The sequence below is a fragment of the Mesorhizobium sp. M7A.F.Ca.ET.027.03.2.1 genome (assembly GCF_003999175.1).
Lineage (GTDB): Bacteria > Pseudomonadota > Alphaproteobacteria > Rhizobiales > Rhizobiaceae > Mesorhizobium.
On sequence record NZ_RZOM01001227.1, the window covers coordinates 1 to 1,647 of the forward strand.

Sequence of the window (1,647 nt, forward strand, 5' to 3'; positions counted from 1 at the left end):
CCAGCCAGTCCCGCGCCTCGGAGACTGACGCAGTCGCCGAGATGGACGGGCTGATTGCCTGTTGGAAACGCATATGCCCGCCGATGACGGCCGGATCTCGTTGGTGCATGGCGACTACCGGCTGGACAATCTGATCTTCGCGCCGGACCGGCCGAAGGTGCTGGCGGTGCTCGACTGGGAGTTGTCGACATCAGGCCACCCCTTCGCCGATATCGCCTATCAATGCATGCAATGGCGGCTGCCGCACGCTTCCGGCTTTCGCGGCCTGGGCGGTGTCGACCGTTCCGCACTCGGCCTGCCCTCCGAGGAGGACTACGTCGCCGCCTACTGCCGGCGGCGCGGGCTCACCGGTATCGGCAACTGGACGTTCTACCTCGCCTTTTCCTTCTTCCGGCTGGCCGCGATTTGCCAGGGCGTCTACAAGCGGGCGCTGGACGGCAACGCCTCCAATCCGGAAAAGGCCCGGACCTATGGCGAGGCGGTAAAGCTGCTTTCGCGCCTTGCCGCGAAGCTGATCGACAAGGAGGCGTGATGGGCCGCTTTGACGGAGCAAAGGTGCTGATCACGGGTGCCGCCAACCTCGACAAGCGTCGGCACGATCCGAAGCATACCGCTTGGGAACCTCCCGTGCCCTTGTCCGTTTCCGTACAGCGTATATAATTTAGCCAGCCACCAACCAACCAAAGGCACCAGATCTTGCCGCAGAGCGTCCAGACACGCCGCGAGAAACAAAAGGCCGAACTGCGCTCCGAACTGGTCGAGGCCGCGCACAAGCTCGTCCAGGAAGAAGGCTATGAAGGCCTGACCATCCGCAAGCTGGCCAAACGGGTCGGCTACGCCCCGATGTCTGTCTATTCCTACTTCGCCGACAAGCAGGACATCCTGTTCGCTCTGGCCGAGGATGCGTTCGAGACGCTGGCCCGCCGCATCGAGGAGCATCCATCCGATGATCCAATCGAGGCCTTGCAGGCGGTGATGACCGAATATGCCGCTTTCGGACTCGGCAATCCCAACGAATACCGCACCGTCTTCATGACCGAAAAGACCAAGCTGCCGGAAGGCTACAATGAAATGGAGGAAAGCAACCCTGCTATGAAGGTGCTGATCAGCAGGGTCGAGGCCTGCGTCGCCGCCGGCAAATTGCAGGGCGATCCGCGCGCCATCGCCACCATGCTGTGGGCGGTCGGCCACGGCACGATCTCGCTGCTCATCACCTTTCCGTTCTACCCCTTCGGCGATCCGCAGGCCTTCGTGAAGCGGATGTGCGATTTCACGCTCGCCACGCTCAGCACGCAAAACGTCCCGCCGCTGACCGAGACACCGGTCAACTGCTGAGCGTCGTTTCCTTTGGTTTGTGTATTCTCCTCCAGACCTGGGGGGTCTTGGTTAACAAAAAATTTATTGTACGCGTACGGTTTTCCTTGAACTTCGCGATCGACGGGCGTATATGTACAGCACATCGTACATGTACGAGAGCAATTCACCCGTCGGTACGAATTGAATTCGACCCGGAAACCGGAGACTGACAATGAAAAAGACACTCCTCACCCTCGCCGCCGTGCTGGCACTTTCGGGCTCGGCCTTCGCCGCCAACACCACCCATCCCGTCAAGCATGCGCCGGTGGCGGCCTGCGTTGACACCAGGAC

At 61.0% G+C, this 1,647-nt stretch carries 1 protein-coding gene and 1 pseudogene; both read left to right on the forward strand.

The window, feature by feature from the left end:
• Positions 1 to 532 (forward strand): annotated as a pseudogene (locus tag EN750_RS33245) (phosphotransferase); the annotation flags it as partial.
• Positions 533 to 696: 164 nt separating this feature from the next.
• The gene (locus tag EN750_RS33255) at positions 697 to 1,335 is read left to right on the forward strand and encodes a TetR/AcrR family transcriptional regulator (RefSeq protein ID WP_127268963.1); all 639 of its coding nucleotides are present in this window, start codon (positions 697 to 699) and stop codon (positions 1,333 to 1,335) included.
• Positions 1,336 to 1,647: the final 312 nt, after the last annotated feature.